This window comes from Patescibacteria group bacterium (assembly GCA_041650895.1).
GTDB lineage: Bacteria > Patescibacteriota > Patescibacteriia > 2-01-FULL-39-33 > 2-01-FULL-39-33 > CAISTG01.
The window spans coordinates 249,051-274,573 of the sequence record JBAZKF010000001.1; the positions used below are offsets into that span (position 1 = coordinate 249,051).

Sequence of the window (25,523 nt, forward strand, 5' to 3'; positions counted from 1 at the left end):
CTTAACTCGTAATTTAAATCATTTAAATCTGTGCCTTTTCTCCAACAATCCCAAGCGCAAAAATACACACCCAAGGAAATAAAATTTTCCAAGCTTTACCAAACCAACATCAAAAGCCGGCGGGCGGTTGGCGAGTCCGTCTTATGGAAAACCAAGGAAGCCTTAAGGAACACGGGTTACGACGATCCAACCATCGGCAAGATAATCACCCAAGACAAGCCGGTCTCCGTCTCGCAAATGAAAGAAATCGCTGCGGTTCTTAACCGAGCCGGCGTCTACGGCTTTGAGAAAAATCCCTCCTTTGCCGTTAAAGAATATCTCAACAAAGAACGGGTTAAAGCCCAAAGCATCGCCCGCGTCAGGCGAGAACATATTCTGGAGATGTCGGAAGAAGAACTAAGCAAAACCGGTCTAACATCATTGAATCAAAAAGCCATCGGCCCGCACGCCGGAGAAAAGCCTTCGTTATTGCAACGCCAACAAGAAAGAGCCACCAGCCTGACCGGCTCCCGTCGCGTCACATCCTCCCTGTCCGGCAAGGCCGGCGGTGGCGGGTTTGTTTCCTCCGGCAAACCCAATTCGCTTAAACCAAAATTTTAACCTCATAATAATATGCCGGAAACAATGAAAAGAGATTCGGGGCCATATTCTCCCGAGATAGTTGATCATAAAAGCTTGGATCAAGCCGACCAAATCCGCGAATCCCGCCAAGGCGGCGATTTGAGCGATCGCGGAGCGGAACTTGCCGACATTGCCGGCGATATTGAACCGACCGTCAAGGAGCAAGCGGAACGGAAAAAACTGGATAAAGAAGCTCCCTTAAGAGAATGGATCAATAAAACCTTCGGTCACGGCGGCCTGAAATAAAATCCGCCACATGATTAATGCGACGGATTATTATGGATTATTATGATGATGATTATTTTTTAAGGAAACCGGCGATGGCTCGTTCGGCCTCCCGAGGTTTAGTCACCCAAACAATATCCTTATTCCTTTTAAACCAAGTCAATTGCCGTTTGGCAAAATGATGGATTTCATTCTTAAGTTGTCCTAACATTTCCTCATAGCTGATCAGGCCCCGCAAATAACGCGACACATAGCGGTATTCCAATCCGAATTCTTCCAACCGTTTCCAACTCACGCCTTGCCGGCGGAGTTTTTTTATTTCTTTGATCATCCCCTCCTTGATTCGTGTTTCCAGCCGGCTGTCAATACGACGATAAATTTCTTCCAGCGAGAATTTCAAGCCGATAATCAATAAATCATAATCTGAACCGGATTTTTTATCGGTTTCTGACTTGCGCCGGCCGGTCGCCTCATAAATCTCCAACGCGCGCTGAACTCGTCGACGATTCTTTTGGTCAATCTTTTGGTAAGTGATAGGATCAACTTTTTTAAGCCGAGCTAATAATCGAGTTAAACTTAATTTATCTAATTTATTCCTGACCTGTTTTTGTTTTTCGGCGGATATTTCCTGGTTGAACTGATAACCTTTGATTATGGCGTCAATATAAAGCCCGGTACCGCCTACCAAAAAGGGCTGGTAACCCTGACTAACTGCCTCGCCAATAGCCTTTTTAGCTAATTTTTGATACTTGGCAACGTTAAAAGCAGTCATTGGCTCAATTATATCAATTAAGGCATAAGGCACCTTGGATGAATCTTGGTGGCCTCTGATGGCCGTTCCAGAAGCCTTATCTGAGGCCGCTTGAGCCGGTTTTAGGCCTGATTTAACAGAAGCTGGCCGTTTAGAGCTTTTGAGCTTTTGAGCCAGTTCCGAGCTAATATAATAATCAGCCAAATCCTTGCCCGTGCCAATATCCATGCCGCAAAAAACCTGACGGCTGTCGGCGGAGATGATTTTGCCGCCATATTTGAAAGCCAAAGCCGCCGCCAGCTTGGTTTTGCCAGTGGCGGTCGGTCCGAGAATAACGATTAACTTGGGAGCGGGCGCGGTCATTTGAAATTATTTAATAAACTAATTATTTTTTATTTCCAAGACAATCGGGTGAGGCAAAGCTCGATAACCGCCGGAATTATACAAGACAAAATCAGGCAAACTGATCTTGCAGCCATTTTCCGTCATCTCCGACACTATGCCTTTTTGCGGCACATCCCATAGGGTGGTGTTTTTGGGAACAGTGGCGGTCTGACCGGACAATTCATTATGCACAGTCCAACCGGGAGTTTCAAATTTGCCTTCTTTGGTTGTAATCGAAATGATACCGTCTTGCAAAACAGAATCAGCACTCAAATCAAATTCCAAATAGTGATTATAAGCAAAATCCATTCCACTGGCAGTAATCGCCACCACTCTTTGAGGCGGAAATTGCTCCAAATAATCCACCTTAACCTGCCACTTTCCCAAGTAGGGATACTTGGCCGAAGCCGGGACTGAATCCTTAATCAAACTGCCCTCAGCTTGATATTTTAACGTACCGGTATAACCGGGCGTTACGGCGAAGATCGGATTAACGGTCATGGTTTCACCTTGATCAATTTCATAGCAAGACTCCTGGGTTTTGACTTTAATCTCGCTTGATCCGATTTGATTTTTTAATTCCGCGTTGCTGAGGATTAGAACAATCTTATCAAAATTTTCATCGGCCTTATCAAAACAGAAACTGCGGCTTTCTTTTTCGGTCCAGTCTTCAACATAGGGCTGGCCATTGCTTTTGGGATAAATTATGGCCTTAATCGCTCCCCTGTCGCTTTTACCGGTAAAATTTTTCAGGTTTTTGAAAACCGCTTTGCGTACGCCTTGCGATTCGCTGAAAAAAGTTTCAATTACTTGAGATGTAAGGGGTTTTAATTCTTTGATGGCAATGGTATTTTCACCGGGCGCCAAAAAAGCCATGTCTGAGTTCTTGCCGTTTTGCGAAGAGTCGCCGGGAAAAACCTTGCTCTGATCGGCATTTTTGTAATATTCAATCGGTTTTTTATTATAATTCCATAAGGTGAACTCCTTCCAATTCTTCTTAAAACCGCCGTCAATGGCTTGCTCTGCGCTGGCCAAAGGATTGCCAGAGCCGGCGCAGCCCTCAAAAATCTTAGTGACAATCATTCGATCGTAAGTTTTGGATAAATAAAACGGAAAAGTATAAGCGCCATATTCAAAATTATCACCGTTTTTGAATAAGCTTAATTCCGGCTTAGGAATAAAATCGTCAACATAGCCCTGTTCGGAATTTTCCTTGGGATAAATGAAATCTTCCGACCAAGTAGCCGTGCCTTCAATCCACCACCAGTTGGCCTTGACCAGCCAACAATCAAAAGCGCGCTGAAAAGCATGGAATAATTCATGGACGGTAGTGGTTTTCAAATCTTTATCACTCAGATTCTCGCGGATGATGATAAAACTGCTGCGGCCGTTGCCGTTATCGGGCGCATTAACCCCCAAAGAAGAAGAGTTGTCGCTGTTTAACAGTAACGAATAATTGGCCGGACCGACATAAATATCAACTTTATCATCACCACCCAAAGAACCGTCAGAGGGCGGGATTTTTCCCAACAAGCCGACATATTGGGCGTAAGCTCCGTCGGTATTTAAATTAGACACAATTTTTTGAGCCGTATCGTAATAAATTTTTGTGGTCTTCTCTTGCCCATTGATTGTTTCTTTCTTTTCCAAATACCAAACTCGGATCTTGCCGTCGGCGGTCACTAAGCCGTCATCTGACTTATAAGACAAGGGCCGGTCAAAAGCCTGAGCCGTCTTGATTAATCCAAAACCCAAATCTTGATTCTGCGCTTCACTGTTGATCTTTTGGCTGATATAACTGTCCGGATCGTCGGGACGCTTAAAGTAAGGCGCCAACGCTTCTTTGGCGGCCGGAGACAATTTTTCCCAATTCTCGCTAACTTCTGCAAAAACTCCGCCCTCTTCAAACGGGAATTCCTTGGTGGAATACTCCTGAGGCAAAGTCGGATCGCGGAAAACAAATTTTACTTTATAAATCAAGGCGGTCTCCTGATCAATTTTTTCTTCGGCCAAAGCCTGATCAATTAAATTTAGGCCGGTCGGGCCATTGTAATAACGCTGATCAACTTCCGGCTGACTCTTGGGTTGTAGGAACCAAACTGTTAAGAGCACTGCCAGGACCGCCACAATAACGATCGCAGACAAAATCATTTTCTTTTGGGTTGGTTTCATAAGTTTATCTTATTTTATCTGGACCTGCCGGCTCAAGGCTGGTGATTTTTAGCTAATTTGCTATAATTATTGTATCATAACAGATAACGGAATAAAATCAAAATTGGATCAATTCTTTCACCCTCACTACTTAATCTTACTACCCTATGCTACCCGCGCCGCTTAAGAATGCCATCATTTATGAAGATAAAAAGCTTTATGCTTGCTTGGCCAACCACCCGATCGTTGAGGGCCATACGGTTGTCGTCTGGAAAAACAAGGTCGCTGACCTGCACTTGTTAGCTAAAAAAGATTATGAGTACTTGATGTCCAAGGTGAACGAAATTAGGAATGCGATGATAAAAACGCTAAAGACTAAAAAAATTTATCTGGTCTATATGGATGAAGTGAAACAAGTCCATTGGCATCTGATTCCTCGGTATAATAAAAAGGGCTTTGGCAATTTTATGTCAAAGCCGAAAAAAATAAAAGATTTTACGTTAGACGATAAGATAAGAAAAAATTTAATTGCAAAAAAACGTTAAATTTAAAACGGACCACGATGGTCCGTTTTTTGTGCTTACTCTTTTTTTATTCTTTCGATTCTTCCGGCTTTTGTTCCGCCCGTTCCAGATAAAAGCTGTCCGGGCCTCTCATGCCGCTCAAGTATCTCTGCGACAATTTGTTCGCTTCCGGACTGTTCGTCCGTTTCATATCCACAGGCGAAGACTGCTGATCAACTGTCGCTGTCAGCGACTGTTGCTTTGCCCGCTGATTCTCCGCCTGGACATTTAGGATTGCCAGAATCAACATCAGGGGCGCCATAAGCGCCAAACTGATAACCAACGCTAACTTTTTCCGTTGCTGAGCTCTTCGTTTAAGCATTTTCATCTCCTGTTTGTTGGGTTTGTTGAAGTACAGAATCTTGACTGACCTTCTCCACCCCCAGGAGGAAGAAGCCGACACAACCATTGCCATCCTCGCGCCAGCAGTCGCAGCCGACCCCGCCAGTCGAGCTGAAGACGCCAGCGACGAGACGGCCGCCGACGAACAGGGTACCCGACGCCGCGTAGAGCAAGTCCAGCGGCACCCTTTCGCCAGAACGCTTGAAATGCGCCAGAATGATGGCGAACAGGATTTGGATCGAACCGAAATAAGTGGCATGATCGCCAGGAAGCTCATAGCGCTTTTTGAGTTCGGCGCGGTGGGCTTCCATCGTCTTGATGTCTTTGCCAGTGCTTTTCGGAGCCAGGCGAGGCACCCAGAAGATGATCACGTCATCGGTCGGCGCGTCGTTGAAATTCCAGCCCTGCAAATAGTTGAGATTGTTGTTGCAAGGGCCGACGATAGAAGCATGCTTCTTCAGTGTGAAACCCTGCTTGACAAGCCAGCTCACGGGCCCGCTGTAGTTCATCTCGGCCGCCAGCTTACGCCAAGGGGCGAGACGATCGGCGAACTGCGGGAACTGCTTCTGAAGCTCATTGTCCGATAGGGGCACGCAGAAAGTATTCGCGATCTCTTCGGCCACGAGTGCGCCACAGAACTTCTTCAATTTTCCGGAATTATCAGCCAACGCCAGCATCTCCTCATCACTGAGGCCATTCAAAGCAGCCAAGAGGGCTGCCGCACTTGCCTTACGCTCTGCCATAACTTGCCTTTCCGCCTCTGTGAGGCAGTATTCCCAACCACTATGGCCAGGAAAGAAGCTGGGCATTCATATAGTCCCAACTTTCTTTCTATCTAATTTAGCTTAAATTAAACAAAAAGAAAGCCAGGACACCAAACCTATCAACATGTTAATGAACTAATGATATATTATACAGCATATGACAAAATTCGTCAAGACAAAAGATGATAGCTTAACTGCTATGGTATTGGTCAAAAACCAATACAAAAACCCCGCCAAAAACGAGGTTTAAGAAGTGTGGTGCGGAATTCCGTTATTCCGAACTTATTGCTATTTATAAGACCATCAAGACGACAACCCCGCAAAATTTAATTTTTATTTTTTAACTTTTTTCTACCTTTAGATGATTGCAAAAAATTAATTCCATTAATCACTTTCTTACCAGTTTTTTGCTCTAATTCCAATCGCGCATTCTTAGCGATTCGTCCGCCCTTTTTGGCTGGAATTTTGTTTTCTTCCAAACCTTTTGTCGACATGGTTTCCGCAATCTGACGAGTGGATAATTCCGCCAAAGCCGTAAAAACAAGCTCCGCATCACTCATATGATCACGTAAGTTCTGTGTTTTTAATCCTTTTAATTTTTTATGATCTTTAACCGACAAATCACTCCACTCCTCGTGAATAATATTAGTCAAAATAGCGTATTCGTCTTGTTTCTTGACTTCATTATCTTTCCAATAGTCAGTCAGCTTATTCCTGATTTCCTGCCCCATCATCCTTTGTTGGATCCATTGCTTGCTTCGGCCCATCCTCTGCCAATAATCACGACTGCGGTTGAGCGCTTTTTCGGGATCGGAGATTTCCTCTATTCTCTCATAACCGACTTTAGCCAGCCAGAGCTTAATCGGTTCAGCTTTAGGCGACGGCACAGACTGAACTAGACGGAAAATAGTTTCTACATCAGCTGCATCAGTCAGATAAAACTTACCGTCAGAGGCCTCGAATTTCAGTTGGTGACAATTTGTCACCGACTCATTCCCCTCTTTTTTAAGCCTTTCTTTAAGCTTATTCCAATATTTTCTAGCTGTTTGATAATCATTCTGCTGAATTAACGCTTGAATAATATCAATTACAGAGAAATACCATTTTTCTTTTTTTTCATCGTAATGACGACGAATTTTTTGACCTTCAAAAATAGTAATCTGTTTATTATTTTCCATAAGATTATTTATATGGATTTATTATAACATACATAATTATACTGATACAAAAACCCCGCAAAAAGCGAGGTTTAAGATTTTTGGGCCGGGAGGGATTTACGCTCTCAATCGCCGCCAAATGAGGCGATTTCGTTTGTCCGGAGCCAGCGCTGACCTGCCACAGGCAGGTCAGCGACGTTCAACTGCGATTTTTTGCTTCCACAAAAAATCTTGTTTCACTTCTGGCTTGTTCGAATCCCCCCCTGCAACTCCAGTCAAAAAGAAAAGACGGATTTAACCCCGTCTTTTCTTTTTGATATGGGCCGGGAGGGATTCGAACCCCCGAAGGCAGAGCCAAGAGATTTACAGTCTCCCCCAGTTGACCACTTTGGTACCGACCCAAAATTCTATGGAAACATTAACATAATATAAGAAAAAAAGCAAGCCTATTAGGCATAACTGCAATAAAAGGCCCCAAAAGTTACTTGTACCTTAAAGCGTCTAACGGGTTAAGCTTGGAGGCACGGGATGACGGGTAGACGCCGGTCACAAAACCAACGACGGCGGAAAAAATCACTACCACGAAAGTGAACTCCCAAGGCGTATAAAAAAGAGTTACTGTTTTGCCACCCAAGTTTTGAGCCAACAGATTAAATCCAAGATTAACCACGAAACCGGCAAAGTAACCGATTCCGATGCCGCCGATACCGCCCAAAAATCCCATGATAGCCGATTCCATCAAAAAAACTTTCTTAATATCGCGGCCGGAAATTCCGATGGAGCGCATAATGCCGACCTCGTTAGTTTTTTCCAATAAAGATATAGTCATGGTATTAAACATGCCAATCGCCGAAACCAATAAGGCCACCGCGCCGAAAGACAACAAAATGATCTGAATAATGCCGAAAATCTTGTTGGCCTGATCAATAATATCCGATAAAGAAGAAACAATAAAGCCTCGGCTGACTATTTTCTCTCGAGCAATGTCCATGACTGCCTGACTTGTGACCTTAGCCTTCAATTGATCAAAATTAGCGACTTTCACTTCATTCAACGATCCCAGCTCTATAAAAATAAAAGGAGTATTTTCATCTTCCACGACGCCGACTATTTTGTATTTCTGCGGTTGTTTAACGATTTTTACTTCTTCCAAACCAGCGCCGTCAATGATCGGGACATATAAAACCAATTCCACCTCTTTGCCGATAACGTCCTGGCCATTAATATTGAAAAGCTTGGCTCCGGCCGTAGAAATAACCGCCTGAGTCAAGTTGCCGGCCGGAAATACATCGCCCACAACCGGGACTGTGCCGTTAAGCCTGAAAAACGATTGATCAATGGCATAAACCATGCCATTAGCCGTACTGTTATCAATGGCCATTTGAGCGGAAACGGCAGTCATCCTGCTTACTTCTGAAATCTCGCTCATTTTACTGATTTCGTCAATATTACCTTGCGACAATTCTATTAAATTAGACACTCCGGGACTGACGTCTAAACTCAATAAAGAATCAGCGCCGGTGATTCTATTCAGAATAACGCGCTGTAAACCATAACCGAAAGAAACTAAAAACAAAACCGTGCCAATGCCGACACTGACACCCAAGATGGTCAGAAAGGTGCGAAGAGGACGATTTTTAAAAATCCTCAGGGATAAATCCAAGGCGTCTTTAGTTTTCATATTTTTTTATTGCTCAAAATTATGAATTCCAGATGTTTGGCAACTTTATCGGCTAAGCGTTTATCCAAACCCAAACCGCCCTTTGAAAAAGACAGGTCCATCTGCTTTCTTAATTGATCAAAATTAATTTCCCCCTTGATTCTTTCGGCGAGCAACTCCCTAAGGATAGCTGGCTGTTCCGGCTTGCGCAACTTAAAAGAAAAGTATGACAATAAATAATCCTTGACTTCTTCAACTATCTCCGGTCCGACATTCTGCGGGTCGTTCTTAGCCAAAATCTCGTTGAAATGCTTTACTTCAACCGCCAAATTCTTCATTTTTTCCGCCAAACGCCTGGCCGTCCGAGAATTGAGCCCCAGCCCGCCTTCATAGATATCCTTATCCAAATAGTTGAATAATTTGTCGCCGAACTTGCTTTTCGATTCCTTAACGGCAGAATCAATGATCCTTTCCAAACCAAAAAACTCATCCAAGGAATAACCGGTCAAAGACTCGCAAACAATATTCTTGGCTTGCCAATCGCTTAGGGTAGCGGCGGCTTTCAATTCTTCCGGAGCGGTTGAGGCTTGTTTTGATTTATCAGTCCCCAAATCAGCGGCCAAGACATTGTCTGGCAGATTTTCTTTTTTAGCCGATTCACCCAATTTACGATTGACTTTTTCATCAATAATCTTGCCGTCTTTCATATAGAAAACACGATGCGCATATTCCAAACTGCCGGGGCTGTGAGTGACTAAAATAACAGTCTTACCCTGTTTTTCGTTCAATTCTAACAAGGTGTTCATTACGTCAAACGCCGATTTGGAATCAAGATTGCCGGTCGGCTCGTCAGCTAAGATCATTTGCGGATCGTTGATCAGCGCCCGGCAAATCGCCACACGTTGCTGTTGTCCGCCCGAAAGCTCATTAGGATACTTTTCCATTTGCTTGGTAATGCCAAAAAATTCCATCAATTCCTTGGCTTTCTTTTCCCGATCTTTGGTTTTGATATCCAGAGAAAATTGCGGAAGAACGATATTCTTGATTACCGGCAAAGAATTAACCAGATAAAAAGCCTGAAAAATCATCCCGATCATCTTCTGCCGATGAAAATCCAAGTCCTTGTTGTTAAATAGGGCCAAATTCTTATCATTGATTAAAATACTGCCTTCAATATTCCTTTCCAAACCGGCGATGGAATAAAGCAAGGTGGATTTGCCACAGCCGGAAGGCCCGAAAAAAATAATAAACTCGCCGGGATAAATTTCCAAGTTAGCGTTAAGCAGGGCATCAACCTGGTTGGGTTTGCCCTTAAAGTAGATAACATTTAAATCTTTAGTTTTGACTATGGGTTTTGGCATACTGCTTGCTTATTATCTGCTTTCTACCTCCCGATGCCGGTCCAGCCGAAAACGTCCTCAAAATTCTTCATAATAACCTGGAAGACAGATTCCTTTTCTTTGGGAGTAAGAATGGTGTAAACCTTGGAAACGGAGGAATTGCCGTTGGAATCAGCGCTGATGATCTTGAATTGGTAAATGGCGCCCGGTTCAAAATCGGTAATGACAATAATATGCTTGCGAGAGAAACTGGTATCCAAAGGAGTCTTGTTCCACCTGTCTTCCGCTATAACGTCAGCGCCTTTCTGATAGTAAACCTGACCGGTAGCCGGTTCATTGCTTACCCAAGAGACAATGGTCTGGATGCTGGTTTTACGGCCGGGAGAAATGGCTGACTCGGTCTGGACTTGCTCAATAACCGGCGGATAATTATCTCGACCAGTCTGGAAGTCCGGAATCTCTTTAGTGATGATATTACCCTTGGCATCAGTGCTGGAGAGTTCTATTTTGTAGGTAACGCCGGATTCAAACTCATTAATCTGCATTTCATGAATGGTGGTATAGTTTTTATCGCCCGAAACTTTAATCTCATCCAATATCAAAATATTATTACGGTAAGGCGTGTACTTTACTTGAGAATTGGTTTCACCGGTAGTAAGCCATCTAAAAATAGCGGTGCGATCGTCTACGTTCTGTATATTATAACTGGAAATCTCTAATTCCTGAGGCCTGGTCTTGAAAGTAAAATCCTTGGATTTGGATAAAGCGCCGCCCAAAGCCATGGAACGGACTTGGTAATGATAGGTGGTCTCCGGCTGTAAATCATACAAGGACACGACGTGAAGATTGGTTTGTTCTTCGCTATTGCCGATAACTTGCAGATAGGCGTCATCTCCCTGTTTGGAATCATATTTGTCATCGGGAGCCAGAGCAACGAGAGAGTTAGATTCCTTATCGGTTGACCAGGAGACGGTGGCGGAATTGGCGGTAACAATGACTCGCGGTTCACCACCTAACAAGGGCGGAGGGACCATTTCGGAAAGCTGGCGGATAAGGTTGTATTGGGAAGCTATGGCAGCCTCCAGAGAGTTAATGGAAACACGCCCGGACATGGCTGAGATGAAAGAAGCGGCGCGAGACATGGCAGCGGAAAACATTGAGTCATTATCAGTGACAGAAGCGCTGGAATCGGTTAGACTGGCATCGGCCGGCAAGCCCAGAGCGTCAGTGGTGACAAAAGTAGCATCTTCAGAAGTGCCAAGGTTGCCGTTTTCGTCGATAGAATTGACCCGATAATGATAAAGGGTGGAGGGCTGGAGATTGACTAAGGTATTGCTGTGGCTGGTAACCAAATTAGCTCCATAAGAAGCGTTTTTATAAGCAGTATCCAAACCGAATTGCACTATGCTGTTAGCGGTTTTACTCGTCACCCAGCTTACCACGGCGCTATCGCCGGAAATACTGGAAACACCAACCTTAGAAACAATCGGCTTACTGCGATCAATAGATGATCCCCCGCCTCCACCGCCGCAAACTACGCCAGCCGCCCCGGCAGCTTCGCCGGTCGCTTGGGCCTGGAGCTCTCGCAACAGAATAGCTGATTCCTGTGAGAGGGTTTCCAAAGTAGTAAAAGAATATTCCAAGGTGGAGGAAGCCTCATTGCCTGAATTATCAGTAGAAATAACTTTGTAATAATAGGTGGTGGAGGAAGATAAACTGGAGAGGACAATATTGTGGTTAGTGTTAAGATTGGTATCTTCGGAACTGAGCGTGTAATTGTCCGACTCTGTACCGTAGACCACTTGGGAATCGGACATTTCATTGGTGGTCCAATTAATCAAAGCTTGGGTGTCAATGACGATGGTGGAAGTAACATTATCAATAACCGGAGCGACATCATCGTAAGGAGTAGTGAAAGAGTAATAATCGCCGGCATTATTGTCAGTGGCCACACCGGAAGCGACATAGTAATAATAAATAGTGCCGCGACTAAGTCCGGTCAACGCGATTTCATGACTAGTAACCTCTTCTGTGCCGCCCAAGTGCTCAAAGGAGGCAAAATCGTCGGAAGAAGTGTAGTAAACATCGGAATCGGCAACAATATCAGTATTCCAAACAATGGTGGCGTTATTATTAGCCACATTGCTGGCGGTAACGTTGCTAATAACCGGCCCGGAAACAGTAGTGAAGGAATAACCATCGCCCTCATTGGTATTAACACCGGAAACAGATAAAGCATTCTGCGACTCCACAGTAAAATTATAAGTTCGTCCAGGCAACAAATCAGTCAAAATTACACGATGACGTCCGATGTTACTAACATCCTGAACCATAGTAAGAGAGCCAACGGCAGTATCAAAATCCTTACTAGGATCTAATGAATAATGGATATAGGAGTTGGCCAGTTCATTGGTATCCCATTCAATAGTGGCGGTCTGGGTGGTGGTCGCAACAACCTCCACATTAGTCAGGATGGGCGGATTGGGATTGGATCCGCCAACTCCATCAGCAGAATCATTGACAACATTAGTATAAAAAGAAGTATTACCACTAGTGTCCTCCGCATAAACGCGATAGTAATGGGTAGAATCCAAAACGAGATCCTGGTGGAAATAAAAATTAATGGCATTATCATCAATTAGATCAATTTCTTCATAATCTACGCCGTCTGTCGAATGCTCTACATGGTAATACTTGAAAGTAGTAGAAGCCAAAGCCTTCCAGACGATAAATTCTTGATAGGCCGGTACAAGGGTATCGGAAACATCCTTAATTATAATATTGTTAAGCGTATCTGGCGTAATAGCACTAGCAGTTGAAGTATTATTGTAGGCATCCTTGAACATAACATAAACCCGTTGGGGGTTAGTGGTCAGCATAATACTGCTGGTAGTATTGTAATCAATATAACTGCAACCGCTGTAAGAGCTACTTAAAGTTACGCACATCTGCAAACTATCCGAGTCATCAGTGGCGCTAAGCGCGAGGGAAGCCGGATAATTAGAATCATTAATTGTGGCGCCATGGGCGTTAACCAAGATCGGATAAGCGCCAGGAGTCGGATTAGCCACATCCAGAACAAACGAGGCGGTAGTAGTTACTGCGGTATTATTGCCACCCTCCAAATCATCCAAAGTTATCCTGATTTGCGTCTCGGCCGCATATTGACCATTAAGACCATCATTTTTGGCATCCCAAAGAACGGTGTAAGTAGAGGTAACGGTAGCACTGACCGTGGTTGTGCCAAAACCGGCTAAAAGTCCAGTTGTACCAGAGGCATTAGAAAGACGATCGGTCGAGATAGCCGTCCATGATTCTCCCCCATTAATAGATCGTTCAAATGAGGCAATAACGCAATTAGGACAATTAACCCCGGAAGAAGCCGTATCAGGATCAACAATAGAATAAGTTAGTAATACCTTACCATCACTGGAACGTTGACTGGCGGTAACCGAGTCGCCGGTGAATTCAGGCGGGGCATTAACTACATAAGTAACAGTTACATCAGAAACACTAGGAGTAGAGGTCCCGCCGGAAGCCAGTATTATCCGATATTGGAAGTATTGATCATCCCCTCCCGACATTAATGGATGATTAGTATCAGTAATGGTAATGTTATTTTGATTATACTCAAAATAGTTATCACCGGTACAGCCCGCCTCAGTATCGCCGTAACCGCACCAAGGAGCGCTCTCTATTGTTGAGGTAGAAGCGGAACTGCGAATTTGTAACTTAACATTATTCTGTGTAGAGGTGCCTGTAGCCGTCCAAGCGATTTTGGGAATAATATTGCCTGAGGAACCAGAGTCGTAGATGGAGGAAATAAGAGTGTTAGAAATAGTACCGAGAGAAAACTTAGCAACATTGAGCGACCAGTTGCCTTGATTGGCCGTAATATTTAAACGATAATATCGATAGCTAGCCATTGAGCTTAAATTATACGTTCTAGTTTCTGAAGCCGACCAACTAGGCACATTAGTTTGCGTATCCAAGATTGAAAAAGTAGAAAAATCATCATTTGAACCCTGCAATGTCCATGTTTTTGGAGCAAAATTATTCTCGCTAGATTGAGCTGTAACTCTATAAGAAACAACAGGAATAACTTGAGACATATCTATCTGAAGCCAGCCATATGTATTTGTTGGCGCCCACCTTGTTGCCACAGAGCCATCAAAAGCTTTATAAGCGGCGCGAGAAGCGTCATACTCACTATCAGCTGAAACGACGTAAGGTGAATGTGACGTATTTGAGGATAAATCACTTGGCGACACCGTGGTATAAACTATATGATTCCTATCATAGCTACTCCAATTAATCGTTACATCATTTAAGGTCGCAACAGAACTAACATCGTTAGAAGTGAAGGTGGCGCGGTATTGAAAATAGCGTTTACCACTAAGCGAAGCATCAGGAGTGGAACCACTGCTAATAGCCGTCCAAGCCGACCAATTAACATCATCATCACCAGTCGGTGAAGCAGTAGTACCGGTACGAACTTGCATAGTAACTGCTGTAACCCCACCAGTAGTGGAAGCGTTCCAACTGAAAGTTCCAAGATTAACACTAGCGCCAAAATCTTTGACTGCGGAAGTAAATGCTCCCGAATTGGTTCCAAGCTGATCGGCTGGAGTAGTGGTAGAATTCTTAAGGCAACGGACGGGCATACCATTCATTTTAAAATAACCACCATTAGTATAAACATATCGACCGCTACCAGTACCAATAAGACGATTCCATGCAACATTACTACTGTACTGAGTAGCTGACCAAATATAAGTAGAGGCATTACGTCCGTAATACACACCATTACTCCACCGACTGCCGGCAGCAGGAATTAAAAAACCGAGCGTTGTACTTGTCCTTAAAGCAGTGCCTTCAGTAGTACCCAAACCAACATTTACAGTAGTTATATCATAAGGAAAAGTTGAAAGGCAGGTCGCACTATCCTTACCTAATAAACCGCAAACCGATAACTCTAAAGTATTAACTTCATAATGAGTCGGCACATGCCAGCCAGTTGGACATATACCTTGCGGACCAGGAGCTTCGGTTACTGAAGAGGAGGTGGCATTAAGGCCACTTTTCATTATAGTAATCCATTGATACAGATAACCTAACTTGTTGGCGTCAGTGGCCGCGGCACAATCCTCGGCAGTGTTGGCAGTATTTCCAGGGCAAGAATAATAAGCAGTGCTCAAACTGGCCCAAGCGGCAGATGTTGAGGCACTATCACCTTTTACGATAGCGTCTCCATTGGGATAATAAATGGTTTGTAAATTCTGACCCATCCAACATTGGCTAGCGATATTAGTAATGGGGTAAGTAATTGATTCCACGCCTCTAACATCGGTCATCGTAGTACCAGAACCGCAAGGCTGACAGGTCGTACTGCAACTTCCGCTGTTACAATCATTATTCTGAGTACAAGATGCGCCATTTGCTAAACTGCAATACCCGCCAACACAGGAGTTAAGGGCGCATTCAGTGCTTGTTGAGCAAGATGCTTTAGCGGCTTTTAACGCTATGACTGAGCCGCTACTGCTAACATAAACATTAGTAGAAGAACCGGCTGAAAAATCAGCCGTCAAAGTATCTATAGTGGTAGAAGAATAAATTGCCAAAGCTACAGATGAAGAAGCTTCAATGCCATCGTCTTTGCTATAATATTTATTCCAATTGGTCTTATCACCAGGATGGGTGGCGATGGTGGAAGTGGACGCTCCCCCGCTCCAATCGGTCTGCACCCAGGCAAAGGTAGCGGCCATAACCCGAGAGACAAAAAAGAAGCTCAAACAGAGGATTAACACGGTCAAAGCGATTGAACTGACCATCGTGGCCGTAGTCGCCCGTTTTTTCTTAACATGATGAACCCACAAGGCTTCTTTAAGATACTCCTCACGAACAATATTTGCCTTTTGCCTATTATCAAAATTAATACCTAGCGGTTTGGCGCTACTAAAAAGTAAATTAAAGCCAGAATCAATGTCGTGAATCAACAAAATAAAATAATAAAGTAATTTAAAGCGGAAATAAGGGGAATTAAGTTTACTGAAATCCTGCACATTTTTTTGAATATAATGATCGGAAAGTTGGGAAATGCCGGGAATAGAAACGCCATAGCGGTAAGAGAGGTAAATGAATATATTAGCTGATAACAAAACGAGCAGGAATATACTGCTCCATCTTAAAACTATAAGGGAAGCGACCATTAAACCGATGATAATAGTTAACAAAAAAATGTCCCACAATTTTGATTTGGAACTTAAGAAACTTAAGAAATTTTTGTTTGAAAATCGGTTCTTTACTCGGTTCTTTGCCATTAAAATAATATTATCCCTCAATAATACTTCTTCGATACTAAAATACTTCTTCAACACTAAATATTTTTTGATTTATTTGTTCATTGTTATTAGTATATTATACCATAAACAATGATGACGAGCAAAATAACAAACTGGGGATAAGTAAGTTTGCAGACAATTCCCTGGCATCGGTTAATCTGATAAAAAATGATCATAAAAAAATACTGTTTTCGACATTTCGAAAACAGTATTACTGGCTGAGCCGTTGTCCGGGCTTGAACCGGAGACCTCATCCTTACCATTAAATAGCCCTACCCCTAAACCCCGTATTTGCCGTATTATATTGGCAAAAATGAGAGTTTTGTTTATAAAATGCGTACTGTCGTGTGGACCCATTTACCAGCCGGATTACCGGTTGGAAAAACGGCTCAATTTGGCAACACTGCAATAAAGCTATTTAATTGTTAAGGTGGCTCATTGGGATCAGTGTTATTATAAACTATTTAACGAAATTTAGCAAGTTTTAGCGCATCCATTTGCTTGATAATATGATCATCTGATAGCGAACGCAAATAGCTTAATGTCATCTTGAAACTCCTATGTCCGAGCAATCCGTAAAGTCCAACCAAATCATTAGTCTGCATGTAATAATTAACCGCGAACGTGTGCCTGAACCTGTGTACGTGGCAATTAATACCTGTTACCTCATTAAGATGATTAATCGTATGTTTAAGGCCATGCGCAGTATAACGGCAATCTTTGGTACTGGATACCCAAAACGCTTCGGTCGAATAATCTCTGCGGCAGTCCAAATATTCCTCAAGGAAAGGTAATAGTTCAAGCTTCAATGGTATATTACGTGTTCGCTTTGATTTTGATGTCTCGCCGCGCACAGTAACTACCTTCTCTCTCAAATTAACGTCTGACAAATTGAGGCCTAAGAACTCTCCTTTTCTGACTCCTGTTAGATTGAAAAACATAATCATGGCCAGATTTCTTTTTTTAAGCAGTTTATTCTCCCAGACGATATCTCTGCTGATGGCGACGTATATTTTGTCAAATTCTTCTTTAGTGAACGCCCGCTTGTCTGTATAACTGACGTCTGGCCAAGCAATGCCCTTAAACGGGTTTTTAGCCAGATACTTATTTTCAACCAACCACATAAAAAATGAGCTTAATTTACCTCTGATAGTGGCTATGCTTGAATTCTTCAGCGGCCGCACAACCAATTTGTTACCAACCATCCTTTCCCGGGTCTGCGCGAAATCAAAAAAATCTACCATAAGGTCAGAATTCAAATCACTTAGTCTGACATCGGGTTTGAATTTTAGAAGCAACTCGAAACTATCGTGATAATTTCGGATCGTCGCTGTTGCTTTTCCCTCGGAACTTCTGCGTTGTTTAACAAAGGTTTCGAATAGTTCGACCAGACTGGCTTTATTCTTTTCTTTTTGAGTCATATAAAAACTATGATTATACTCCAATCATAGTTCTTATATAAAAAAGGGGTGACTCCTCTTAAATTCGGGCTTAAAGGGAGAATAAATAAACCAATTAGCCCGGCCCTATTTTGCGAATATAGCCGTCGTCTACGTATCCATACCCCAGTTTATCCATAATTTTAGAAATCAACAATTCTTTACTTTGAGAGGTTGTGCCATATTCTTTCTCCAATTCTTTTTTTGTTTTTTTGTACAATTCCTTGATTAAACGGTTGCGCTCTTTGTGAACTGTTTTTCTTACTCTCTTTTGCGGCTTCCAACCCTGCTGCGTTAATATCTTCTCAACTTGATTCCAATTCTGATTAAGATATCCCAAAACCTCGCTTTTTGTACTATCGCCGAATACTAATATTTTTACATACGGTTCTTTATGATCTTTATAAAACTCCTCTAAATCAACGTCATCCGGTTCGAGCGTATGTTTGGGGGGCAATATCTTAGCCGAGGAATAATAATATCCGGGTAGCTGGAATTTTTTATCGCCAGTTGATTTTCCAAAAAATATAAAATCATCTAAATGAAAAACATAATCTAATGGCACCTTATATTTCTCCTGAAGATAAAATAACGCATCAAGAACAAATATGTCTTTAGTAGTATCGGCAAAACACTTCTGACGATCATCCTGATCTTTAACTCCTTCGGATGGTATGCCGAGTATTCTCCTTAATTCTAACACATCCGCCTGAAACTTATCGTTTAATGACAGTTTATATAAATATTCTTCACTTCTGTTTGCTTGTTCACCTTTTGCCATATGCATTAATTTCCGAACTGAATGCCTCGAAGCCGTCGTAATAGTCAGGACTCTCTTTTCTAATACTGGCTAAATAATCGTTTACCTCTTTATTCTGGCTTGCCATTTCAAAATATTCGGCGAACCATTCATACGCTGACGACATATCAATTAATTTTCGATCGTAGGCGCTTTCAATAGAGGTGAGATCGTTTAGGTACTGATCCAAGTCGTCAGTACTAAACTTTCCCCCGTTATCTTTTAATATTGGCTTATTGTGCTCAGTTGCAGAATAGATGGACTGATTAGTGCTATTTAATAATCGATCTTCAAGTCGAAATAGCGTACTAAATTTCCTGTCCTCTTGAACGTTATTCCACTCTTTAATTTGAGATACTGCCTGAAACGTCGCCGCTCCCACTCCAACAATCGTAGCCAATACTAAAATTATGTTTAACCAAAATATTTTTTTAGACAATTTGTCTGAACTTTCACCCAATACTTTTGTGGTTTGTCTAAATTGTTCTATGGAAAATGTAATACTCTGTGCACATTGACCAAGAGACAAAGAAATATTTTGGGCTGACTGGTGAAAAGACGACGCGGCAGCATTGGTACATTTCACCATTAATGTTGTAAGATATTGTTCTCCTTCGAGTGTATTATGGTCGGTTTTTTTTGCAAATTCTTCCATTAACTCCTCTTTACTTTTTTGCTGGACGTCGCTGATCATATAATATTCATTAATTTACTTCATACCCCCAGCCCGGCTGCCACGACTTTGTTTTTCTCCAATCTTCGGCAAAGGCCTGTTCCCACGTTTTACCTCGTAGTAGGATGTCTAAGGCCAACTGTGGCGCCTTATGAGCCACAATTGCGACATTCTGGCCATCGTAGTTTTGTTTCAGAAATTCGATAAAATCGGCGATTCTGGTTTTCACGTCCTCATAACTCTCGCCTCCGGGGAATCGTTCTGTGATACGGTCTTCCTGCATTGGTTCCACAATTGCTGACGCCTTGGCATTATATTCTCCGTAATTGCATTCCCGCAATCTTTGATCCTGAACTATCGGCACGGTTTCTCCAAAAGTCAGTTTAGCCGAATCAATCGCTCTCTGCAAATCAGAGCAAAATACTACGTCAAATTCTTTATCTTTGATTTGATCCTTTAGGTCTATTGACTGTTTTACTCCCAATTCAGATAACCCAACATCAAGCCAACCGGACGAGATATCTTTCTCGTTATCGGTTGTTGTTCCATGGACAAAATAGGTTATTTTTATCATATTTTTTCATTACGCATGATTACAACGCTATTAATTCAAAACTCTGTACTTAAGGTGAAGATATGAATTCTCAAGTTGATTAACTGATTCAAGCTCAAGAGCTCGTAACTTAAATAGTTCGTCTTTCGAATGAAGCGACTCCCCATCCATCAGAGTTGGAGTATTTTCTCCACCAATCATGACTGGCGCCATTACAAGAGAAATATAGTCAACCAGACCCCTTCTTATAAACTCAGCATTCAGCATTCCTCCCGATTGTATCGTAACTCTTTCAGCCCCAAAATCGGCTTTCAATCTTAAAAACATGTCTTCAAAATCAATCTTGTCTTCATATTTTACAATTTTAATATTATCCAATTTATCTTTGAGTTTATAAGCGGGATGATTTTCGTTTGTAGTAACTAAAACAACCATTTTGCATTTTTTGGAAACATATTCTATACCTCTTTCATTTAGATGTGGCTTATTATCAATAATAATAAAAGTAACTGGAATTTTAATAGGCTGATCGGTTTTATCATTAAAACCAATTTTAGAGAAGACGCGGCCCGAATTTAATGAAAAAAAATCAGTTTGCTTTTCCAGCTCATAATATTGTTGCAGCCCTTCCTTAACTCCATTAATCTTAGTAAAATCCGAGTCTACATCCATTGTGTCCGTATCTCCGGTTGATATTTTTCCATCCACAGAGATAAGTAAAAATAATGTTGTTATTGGTCTATCCATATACATTTTGTGGCAATTAAATAATTAGTCGTAATAAAAAAGGAAATTCTTTATAAGGCTGATTGAAGTAACTCGATCCCATATGACCTTCATGTAATATTATCTGGCTACCGCCTAAGTGATTAAACATAATCCGGCCCTGTGTGTCATCGCAAGTCCATGGATCATTATCGGAATTAATAAAAATAAATTCTTCGGCCTTGCCTTTTATCTTCTCCCAATCGTAATCATCGACATTTTTCTCGCTGTCGGCAGTTTTTCTCAGTGCCTTGGCATAACCGGAAACTAAAATAGCTTGTTTGATTGGTGACTCAAATTTTTCTAAAACGCTTAAAATTATCTGTGCACCAGCTGAATGGCCAATAATCACGGTTTCGCTATTAAACTTTCCATTTTCTAAAATAAACGGCACCCATTCCTGCCGATTGGGAAATTTAGGATTTGGCAGGGCGGGCAGCCAAACTTCATATCCCTTCTTTTCTAAGTTGTCTTTGAGCCAAGGAAACCAGAATAAATCTGGTGAATCACCCGTGCCGTGCAGTATAATTGCGTTTTTCATATTATTCAATTACTTTTAGTAATTCTGGAAACTCATCGGTTTTTATATCATCAAGCGTGTAATGTCCACGACCCGGAAGTTCAATCACTTCCCCGCTTAAAGCGGCGTGAAACATAGCCAAACCTTTCTTGCCATCCTCCTCCTCGTCATCGGCAGTAAACATAACGATTTTACCAACTCGATCCTTTATTGTCTCGTCAATCAGAAAATCATAAAAATCATGCCGAGCGACATCATCGCCTTCAGCGATTTTCCAAGGAGCTACCAAAATAAGTTGGCTGATTTTTCTTTTGGTATCACTAAGCCAACGTACCAGAAAAGAACAACCGCAACTATGACCGATTAAAACAGTATTCTCATCGACATGATACTTTTCAAATTCTGCCTTAAACTTATCATAATCTGGACTCCATGGTTCGGGCATTAACGGCGCTTCCGTCATAATGCCACGCTCAATCAGTTTTTGCTTAACCCAAGACTGCCAGTGCTTGTCGTAAGTTCTGGTTTCCGGGTTCATGGCTTTTTCCGCATCCGACGGACAACCATGGATAATAATGCAATTTCTTTTTTCCATAATTAATTGAACTAATTTAACATCTATTATAAATTCAACCAACTTAAGATATTGCTTATTGTCTTCCAATCTCATCCAGAAGGTCTTCTGTAATTGTAAATGGCGGCAAATCATTTTCCGGATAAGCTACCCGGCAGGTGAACTGTTGTCCATTAGTCACGTAAATGGGCAGATGCAATTTCTTGCCGACTAATATCAAAATATCTCTTATCGTGACGTCTTCGCCCAGCACGTTATTTAGCATCAAAACTAAATTTTGGAATTGCGTTAATTCATCCTCACTGCGAAATAGTAATTGACCGTCTTTTTGTAATTTAACATCTTTTGATAAAGCCAGATCAATTTTACTTAAAACTAAATCAGCTAACTTATCACGAACGGAAATGCCTCTAAGTAAATCAGGTTCCAACTGTGTTTTTGCCATATACTCGCCTTTCCACACGCCTCTAAGCGGACCAAATGATGTTTTATAACGCCGATCATCAGGATCAAAATACTCAATGTCGGTTAATTTATCTTCTATGTCCGAAAACGAATACACTAATGCTAATTGATCTTGATGGAATAATCCAGTTAATTCTACGGCAGCTTCGCCGGGTTTAGCTCGATTGGCCGTCAAACTAATTAGATCGTCATTTCTGAATTTTGATACAGCCATATCACCCCAACTTTCAACAAGGGGTATTCTTAACTCGCTCATTCTTTTTCTACTTAAAAGACCATATTTCAAAATATTATAAAATGCAGAAACTCGTGTGCTATGAATACAAACATCTGGATCGCGAAAAATATCAGTTATTCGATCTTTGGCTTCAATTAAACTTTCTGGAGTTTCTTCATGCTCTAATAGCTTAAGGATTTCGGTTCTCATTTCATCCAAAACCAAGGCCTCCCTATGCGCCTCGTCAATTAGCTGATCCTTATCTGTATCAGGCAATTGGTCAAATCTTTGCTGGTCATCTGATTTTCTAAAATCAAATTTTTCTGGCATATTTTAGTTACTTTTAATCTAATTTTATCACTTTTTTTAACGAAAGACAATTACTCCCACTGTTATAAAAACTATCTAAAATAGGCCAAATATAATTAAATGCGCACTGGACTTGACATTTATCAAGATAAATGATATACTAACATGTTATTCCATTGTTGGAATTTCGTCCCTGTCCGGGATGGCTGTCGCCGAAAGGACAAAGCACCCTGACAACAGGAAAGGAACACGTCATGAATGAAGACGATGCAGTTATGATTGTCGGATATCTGACTCGCTCCAAGGCAATCTGGAAAGATCCAGTATTGCTCGCCCTCGTTGAATCGGCGCCAAGCCCCACGAAAGCGTTTGCTTTGGTTTTGCAAAAAACCGGAAGCCAGAAAAAGGCGAAAGCCGGTCGCTGGTACGCCTGCGCAATTAGGGATTTTGGCAAAGATTCACTTGGTGCACTCACCAAAGTTCTCCAGAGTCCGCAAGGTGCGGAAAAGCTGGAGGAGCTGATTCTGACCACGTTCCCCGATTTATCGGAGGAGCAGGAAAGGAGAATGCCATGTACAGCGATCAGGCAGTAGAAATAATCAAGAAGAATGGCAAGAAGATGACGGCCGATCAATTAATGACGATTGGCCGGCAAGTCAACAACACCGGACGAGTGAAATATTTTGCCCGGGAAAAAGATTATCATAGCATGGATGGAAGGAAGTTTGATTACATCCCATATGACGCCTCTAATGGCGAATGCGAGGCATGGCTACCAATTGTTAAAACCGGCAAACTGTCCGCTGACCAACTAATGGAAGCTGGCAAAACAGCCCACGATTCGGATGTTTGGCGGGAAATTGTTAGCCAAGGAAAACTTTTGGCCGAGCAACTTTTGCAAGCAGGGATATCGGCCCATGATTTCGATGTTTGGAGACAAGTCATTGCCTCGGGTAAATTATCAATCGAACAGCTGTTGAATGTTGGTCTTTATGACTCTCTCAAAAATCCGTTTTTTGTTCGCTGTAGCGACAGGCCAAATCCGTGGCGGCTCTGGTATGAGATTATCCAAACTGGCATGCTGTCAGCCGAACAACTGATGGACGTCGGCCGTCAGCTCAAGGACAACTGGGGATGGCGAATCATCGTCAAAACTGGCAAATTGTCTGCCGATCAGCTAATGGCGGCCGGACAGGAAGTCATCAAAACCGGCGACGATGAACGCGAGATGTATGATAATCCCAAAACAAGAGGCCAGAAGCTTCAGAGTTGGCAGGTATGGATGGCTATCATCAAAACCTCTGAATTGTCGGCCGATCAATTGATGATAGCTGGCAAGGAGGCGGCTCACAAGGACGTTTGGATTGAAATTGTCCGCACTGGCCGGCTTTCGCACCAACAACTCAAACAAGTGAGCGAACTGGCCGAAGCGTTCGGAATCTACACGACCAACATCCAGTGGGCAGTTGAAAACCAAATTGACTGGAAGGCCATAACCACAAACGATCAACTCATTGAGGTCGGGTTGGCGGTCGAATGCTGGACGATTTGGTCGCGAGTCGCGGACAAACTTGACTGGTCCGGTCTTTCGGAAGAACAAATTCTGGAGATCGGCTTTAAGGCAGACAACAGCCGCGTCTGGGGCAAAGTCAATGCCAAGATTAATTGGGAGAAAAAATCTGTTAATAAACTCTTGGAACTTGGGCGTCGCGCCAACTATGACTGGACTTGGTTCAGAATTATTGAAACCGGCAAGCTTACTGCCGAACAGTTGATGACTGCTGGCAGCGATGCCAATAGCTGTGAGGTTTGGCGTCATATTGCCGAGACCGAAAAGCTCTCGCGGAAACAATTAGAACAAGCCGCCAAGCAGCTTAAGGATCGCTGGTTTTGGGATTGGCTTATAGTCAACAAGAGGGTGACGTTGACTGGCTTGTCAGTGGATGAATTGTTGGAGCTCGGCTCGCTACTTAACAGCGAGCGTTACTGGCAGATGATTAACGAAGCGATCGGAAAAAAGTCGTAAGCACATTTAGGAAACAAACAACGCCGAGAACAAGGAAGTCCTCGGCGTTTTCATTTTGTTAAAATTCCATAAAACCACCATTGTGAAATAGTGGTTTTGGTAGGATTTGGTAGTTTTTCGTTGTTTTCTATCGATCCAGATTGATTAAAATGTTGCCACCGCCGAACATACTGCCGTTATACTGGAATTGCAGGCCGGTAGCTGTCTTTGGTACTTCGAAGCCAACCCATCCTGTGCGCTTGCTGTTGGCCAGAATTTGGCCGTCTAAGCCGAAGCCGGGGTTCTCCATGGCTTTATTGGTCACTGCCACCTGATAGCTGTTTTTATCACCGTCTCGGATAAACATCTGGCCGAGAGTGCTAACGCCTTGGCCGGTAGAGCCGGTATTCTCGATGGTGATATTCAGATTAAGCCATTCGTTGCCAGCGGTGGGTTTGCTGTATTGGCCGCCTTGGGAGTATTCGACTTTATTGATAGTTACTATTGAGCTGCCCATCTTAACCTGATCTCCTACTTTGAATACTTCGTCTTGTTTGGCCGCCGTATTCTGGCTGCCTGAGTTATTAGTATTGCCCACTTTTTGCGGTTTGTTACCGCTGGAGGCGATGGCGATAAATAGTATAATTACTACGATCAGCCAGAACCACCAGCGCTTATAAAACTTTTTCTTTGTTTTTTGATCTTTGTTTTCCATATTTTGCTATTGTTTATTTATAAGTTGAGTAGCTGGAGGTTTCGACTTTAGGTTTTTCAAATAAAAAACCCACCACCAGTTAGGGTCTTGCGACCCATATACGAGTTTCCCCGTATAACGCAACGAAGCGACCCTGATGATGGGGTCTTTATTTTCGTTGCGATTTTTGACCATGCCACTGGCCGAGGCC

The 25,523-nt window shown here is 42.6% G+C and carries 22 protein-coding genes and 1 tRNA gene; 5 read left to right on the forward strand and 18 right to left on the reverse strand.

Going from position 1 to position 25,523, the window contains the following annotated elements; translation table 11 throughout:
• Positions 1-30: 30 nt before the first annotated feature.
• The gene (locus tag WC473_01255) at positions 31-600 is read left to right on the forward strand and encodes a hypothetical protein (GenBank protein MFA5124441.1); all 570 of its coding nucleotides are present in this window, start codon (positions 31-33) and stop codon (positions 598-600) included.
• 12 nt (positions 601-612) lie between these two features.
• On the forward strand, positions 613-867 hold the full coding sequence (locus WC473_01260; GenBank protein MFA5124442.1) for a hypothetical protein: 255 nt from the start codon (positions 613-615) through the stop codon (positions 865-867).
• A 52-nt stretch (positions 868-919) separates the two neighbouring features.
• Here WC473_01260 and miaA read toward each other — a convergent pair whose 3' ends face one another.
• The gene (gene miaA, locus WC473_01265) at positions 920-1,960 is read right to left on the reverse strand and encodes a tRNA (adenosine(37)-N6)-dimethylallyltransferase MiaA (GenBank protein MFA5124443.1); all 1,041 of its coding nucleotides are present in this window, start codon (positions 1,958-1,960) and stop codon (positions 920-922) included.
• A gap of 18 nt (positions 1,961-1,978) precedes the next feature.
• Entirely contained in the window at positions 1,979-4,153 is a 2,175-nt protein-coding gene (locus WC473_01270; GenBank protein MFA5124444.1) for a hypothetical protein, read from the reverse strand.
• A 146-nt stretch (positions 4,154-4,299) separates the two neighbouring features.
• Between WC473_01270 and WC473_01275 the strand changes: the two genes are divergently transcribed.
• Positions 4,300-4,677: an HIT family protein gene (locus WC473_01275; GenBank protein ID MFA5124445.1), complete on the forward strand. Its 378-nt coding sequence runs from the start codon at positions 4,300-4,302 to the stop codon at positions 4,675-4,677.
• 46 nt (positions 4,678-4,723) lie between these two features.
• On the opposite strand, the gene WC473_01280 is transcribed toward WC473_01275, so the two are convergent.
• The 15 genes from WC473_01280 to WC473_01350 all read right to left on the reverse strand — a co-directional run bounded on the left by WC473_01280 (position 4,724) and on the right by WC473_01350 (position 22,634).
• The gene (locus tag WC473_01280; GenBank protein MFA5124446.1) at positions 4,724-5,017 is read right to left on the reverse strand and encodes a hypothetical protein; all 294 of its coding nucleotides are present in this window, start codon (positions 5,015-5,017) and stop codon (positions 4,724-4,726) included.
• A complete protein-coding gene (locus WC473_01285) occupies positions 5,010-5,780 on the reverse strand; it encodes a hypothetical protein (protein MFA5124447.1) in 771 nt (256 codons plus the stop codon). The genes WC473_01280 and WC473_01285 overlap by 8 nt, the downstream gene beginning before the upstream one ends.
• 347 nt (positions 5,781-6,127) lie before the next feature.
• The gene (locus WC473_01290) at positions 6,128-6,979 is read right to left on the reverse strand and encodes a BRO family protein (protein MFA5124448.1); all 852 of its coding nucleotides are present in this window, start codon (positions 6,977-6,979) and stop codon (positions 6,128-6,130) included.
• 298 nt (positions 6,980-7,277) lie between these two features.
• Positions 7,278-7,359, reverse strand: a tRNA-Tyr gene (locus tag WC473_01295).
• Between the two features lie 80 nt (positions 7,360-7,439).
• Positions 7,440-8,639, reverse strand: a complete 1,200-nt coding sequence (locus tag WC473_01300; GenBank protein MFA5124449.1) for an FtsX-like permease family protein — start codon at positions 8,637-8,639, stop codon at positions 7,440-7,442.
• On the reverse strand, positions 8,636-9,979 hold the full coding sequence (locus WC473_01305) for an ABC transporter ATP-binding protein (GenBank protein ID MFA5124450.1): 1,344 nt from the start codon (positions 9,977-9,979) through the stop codon (positions 8,636-8,638). The genes WC473_01300 and WC473_01305 overlap by 4 nt, the downstream gene beginning before the upstream one ends.
• 23 nt (positions 9,980-10,002) lie before the next feature.
• Positions 10,003-16,191: a fibronectin type III domain-containing protein gene (locus tag WC473_01310; protein MFA5124451.1), complete on the reverse strand. Its 6,189-nt coding sequence runs from the start codon at positions 16,189-16,191 to the stop codon at positions 10,003-10,005.
• 572 nt (positions 16,192-16,763) lie between these two features.
• The gene (locus WC473_01315) at positions 16,764-17,720 is read right to left on the reverse strand and encodes a tyrosine-type recombinase/integrase (protein ID MFA5124452.1); all 957 of its coding nucleotides are present in this window, start codon (positions 17,718-17,720) and stop codon (positions 16,764-16,766) included.
• Between the two features lie 94 nt (positions 17,721-17,814).
• Entirely contained in the window at positions 17,815-18,519 is a 705-nt protein-coding gene (locus WC473_01320) for a hypothetical protein (GenBank protein ID MFA5124453.1), read from the reverse strand.
• Positions 18,506-19,231: a hypothetical protein gene (locus WC473_01325; protein MFA5124454.1), complete on the reverse strand. Its 726-nt coding sequence runs from the start codon at positions 19,229-19,231 to the stop codon at positions 18,506-18,508. The genes WC473_01320 and WC473_01325 overlap by 14 nt, the downstream gene beginning before the upstream one ends.
• 10 nt (positions 19,232-19,241) lie before the next feature.
• On the reverse strand, positions 19,242-19,784 hold the full coding sequence (locus WC473_01330) for a histidine phosphatase family protein (protein MFA5124455.1): 543 nt from the start codon (positions 19,782-19,784) through the stop codon (positions 19,242-19,244).
• A 30-nt stretch (positions 19,785-19,814) separates the two neighbouring features.
• Positions 19,815-20,510 (reverse strand): dihydrofolate reductase family protein, encoded by a 696-nt coding sequence (locus tag WC473_01335; GenBank protein ID MFA5124456.1) that lies wholly within the window; start codon positions 20,508-20,510, stop codon positions 19,815-19,817.
• A gap of 16 nt (positions 20,511-20,526) precedes the next feature.
• The gene (locus tag WC473_01340) at positions 20,527-21,069 is read right to left on the reverse strand and encodes an alpha/beta fold hydrolase (GenBank protein MFA5124457.1); all 543 of its coding nucleotides are present in this window, start codon (positions 21,067-21,069) and stop codon (positions 20,527-20,529) included.
• A 1-nt stretch (position 21,070) separates the two neighbouring features.
• Entirely contained in the window at positions 21,071-21,643 is a 573-nt protein-coding gene (locus tag WC473_01345) for an alpha/beta hydrolase (protein ID MFA5124458.1), read from the reverse strand.
• Between the two features lie 55 nt (positions 21,644-21,698).
• Entirely contained in the window at positions 21,699-22,634 is a 936-nt protein-coding gene (locus tag WC473_01350) for a hypothetical protein (protein MFA5124459.1), read from the reverse strand.
• A gap of 233 nt (positions 22,635-22,867) precedes the next feature.
• On the opposite strand from WC473_01350, the gene WC473_01355 reads away from it, so the two are divergent.
• Positions 22,868-23,206 carry a hypothetical protein gene (locus WC473_01355; GenBank protein ID MFA5124460.1) on the forward strand — a complete coding sequence of 113 codons (339 nt, stop codon included), beginning with the start codon at positions 22,868-22,870 and terminating at the stop codon, positions 23,204-23,206.
• Positions 23,185-24,639 (forward strand): hypothetical protein, encoded by a 1,455-nt coding sequence (locus WC473_01360; GenBank protein ID MFA5124461.1) that lies wholly within the window; start codon positions 23,185-23,187, stop codon positions 24,637-24,639. The genes WC473_01355 and WC473_01360 overlap by 22 nt, the downstream gene beginning before the upstream one ends.
• A gap of 127 nt (positions 24,640-24,766) precedes the next feature.
• On the opposite strand, the gene WC473_01365 is transcribed toward WC473_01360, so the two are convergent.
• Positions 24,767-25,333: a DUF4352 domain-containing protein gene (locus tag WC473_01365; GenBank protein MFA5124462.1), complete on the reverse strand. Its 567-nt coding sequence runs from the start codon at positions 25,331-25,333 to the stop codon at positions 24,767-24,769.
• Positions 25,334-25,523 lie beyond the last annotated feature (190 nt).